General features: G+C 61.2%; 1 pseudogene. It reads left to right on the top strand.

The annotated features are described in order from the left end of the window. Window positions 1–10 precede the first annotated feature (10 nt). Window positions 11–2,580: pseudogene (locus ACFPYJ_RS02875) on the top strand (hypothetical protein); the annotation flags it as partial.

The following is a 2,580-nucleotide window of genomic DNA, read 5'->3' as shown; positions in this document are numbered from 1 at the left end:
TGCAGGAGCGGTGAGCGAGAAAGCGCTGAGCGATAGCGCAGTGACGAGTGCGAAGCTGGCTGCAGGAGCGGTAGACGAGGAAGCGCTGAGCGATGGCGCAGTTGTGAGCGCGAAGCTGGCAGCAGGAGCGGTAGGCGCGGAAGCGCTGAGCGACAGCGCGGTGACGGGAGAGAAGCTGGCTGTAGGAGCTGTAGGCGAGAAAGCGCTGAGCGATGGCGCAGTTGTGAGCGCGAAGCTGGCTGCAGGAGCGGTAGGCGAGAAAGCGCTGAGCGATAGCGCAGTGACGAGCGCGAAGTTGGCCGCTGGAGCGGTAGACGAGGAAGCGCTGAGCGATGGCGCAGTTGTGAGCGCGAAGCTGGCTGCAGGAGCGGTAGGCGAGGAAGCGCTGAGCGACGGCGCAGTTGTGAGCACGAAGCTGGCTGCAGGAGCGGTAGGCGAGAAAGCTCTGAGCAACGGAGCAGTTGTGAGCACGAAGCTGGCTGCAGGAGCGGTAGGCGCGGCAGCGCTGAGCGATGGTGCAGTGACGGGAGCGAAGCTGGCAGCTGGAGCGGTAGATGCAGAAGCGCTGAGCGATGGTGCAGTGACGGGAACGAAGCTGGCAGCTGGAGCGGTAGGTGCAGAAGCGCTGAGCGATGGTGCAGTGACGGGAGCGAAGCTGGCCGCTGGAGCGGTAGGCAAGGAAGCGCTGAGCGATAGTGCGGTGACGGGAGCGAAGCTGGCAGCTGGAGCGGTAGGCAAGGAGGAGCTAAGCGACGGCGCAGTGACTAGTGCGAAGCTGTCACCAGGAGCGGTAGGTACGAAAGCGCTGAGTGATGAGGCAGTGACGAGCGCGAAGCTGGCAGCAGGAGCGGTAGGCGAGGAAGCGCTGAGCGATGGCGCAGTGACGGGAGCGAAGCTGGCAGCAGGAGCGGTAGGCGAGGAAGCGCTGAGCGATGGCGCAGTGACGGGAGCGAAGCTGGCAGCAGGAGCGGTAGGCGAGGAAGCGCTGAGCGATGGCGCAGTGACGGGCGCGAAGCTGGCGGCAGGAGCGGTAGACGAGGAAGCGCTGAGCGATGGCGCAGTGACAGCAGCAAAGCTGGCCGCAGGAGCGGTAGGCGAGGAAACGTTAAGTGATGGATCGATTACTAGTGCGAAGCTGGCGAAAGGTGCAGTAAGCACGGAAACGCTGAGCGATGGTTCGGTAACAAGTGCGAAGCTGGCCGCAGGCGTAATTAACGCCGAAGCGCTAAGTGACGCATCGATAACGGGAGCGAAGCTCACGAAAGGTGCAGTAAGTACTGATACGCTGAGTGACGGCGCAGTGACGAGTGCGAAGCTGGCGAAAGATGCGGTAAGCACGGAAGCGCTGAGTGACGGTTCAGTAACAAGTGCGAAGCTGGCCGCAGGCGTAATTAACGCCGAAGCGTTAAGTGACGCATCGATAACGGGAGCGAAGCTCACGAAAGGTGCAGTAAGTACTGATACGCTGAGTGACGGTGCCGTGACGAGTGCGAAGCTGGCGAAAGATGCGGTAAGCACGGAAGCGCTGTGTGACGGTTCAGTAACAAGTGCGAAGCTGGCCGCAGGCGTGATCAGCGTCGAAGCGCTGGGTGACGAATCGATTACCGGTGCGAAGCTGGCGAAAGGTGCGGTAGGCGAGGAAGCACTGAGCGATGGTTCGGTGACAAGTGAGAAACTGGCCGCAGGTGCGGTAGGCGAGGAAGCGCTAAGTGACGGATCGATTACCGCAGCGAAGCTGGCGAAAGGTGCGGTAAGCACGGAAACGCTGAGTGATGGCGCAGTGACGAGCTCGAAGCTGGCAGCAGGAGCGGTAGGCGAGGAAGCGCTAAGTGACGGATCGATTACCGGTGCGAAGCTGGCGAAAGGTGCAGTAAGCACGGAAGCGCTGAGCGATGGTGCGGTGACAAGTGAGAAGCTGGCCGCAGGCGTAATCAGCGCCGAAGCGCTGAGTGACGGATCGATTACCGCAGCGAAGCTGGCGAAAGGTGCAGTAAGCACGGAAACGCTGAGCGATGGTTCAGTAACAAGTGAGAAGCTGGCCGCAGGCGTAATCAGCGCCGAAGCGCTAAGTGACGAATCGATAACTGGAGCGAAGCTGGCGAAAGGTGCAGTAAGCACGGAAGCATTGAGCGATGGCGCGGTGACAAGTGCGAAGCTGGCCGCAGGCGTAATCAGCGCCGAAGCGCTAAGTGACGCATCGATAACTGGAGCGAAGCTGGCGAAAGGTGCAGTAAGCACGGAAGCATTGAGCGATGGCGCGGTGACAAGTGCGAAGCTGGCCGCAGGCGTGATCAGCGCCGAAGCGCTAAGTGACGAATCGATTACGGGAGCGAAGCTGGCGAAAGGTGCAGTAAGCACGGAAGCGCTGAGCGATGGTGCGGTTACAAGTGCGAAGCTGGCCGCAGGCGTAATCAGCGCCGAAGCACTAAGTGACGAATCGATTACCGGTGCGAAGCTGGCGAAAGGTGCAGTAAGCACGGAAGCACTGAGCGATGGTGCGGTTACAAGTGCGAAGCTGGCCGCTGGCGTGATCAGCGCCGAAGCGCTAAGTGACGAATCGATTACCGGTGCGAAGCTGGC

Origin of the sequence: Paenibacillus solisilvae (assembly GCF_042656405.1) — a bacterium.
In the GTDB taxonomy this organism is placed as follows: Bacteria; Bacillota; Bacilli; order Paenibacillales; family Paenibacillaceae; genus Paenibacillus_Z; species Paenibacillus_Z solisilvae.
The sequence above is the reverse complement of the archived record's forward strand: the minus strand, read 5'-3'. Positions and strand labels throughout refer to the sequence as shown.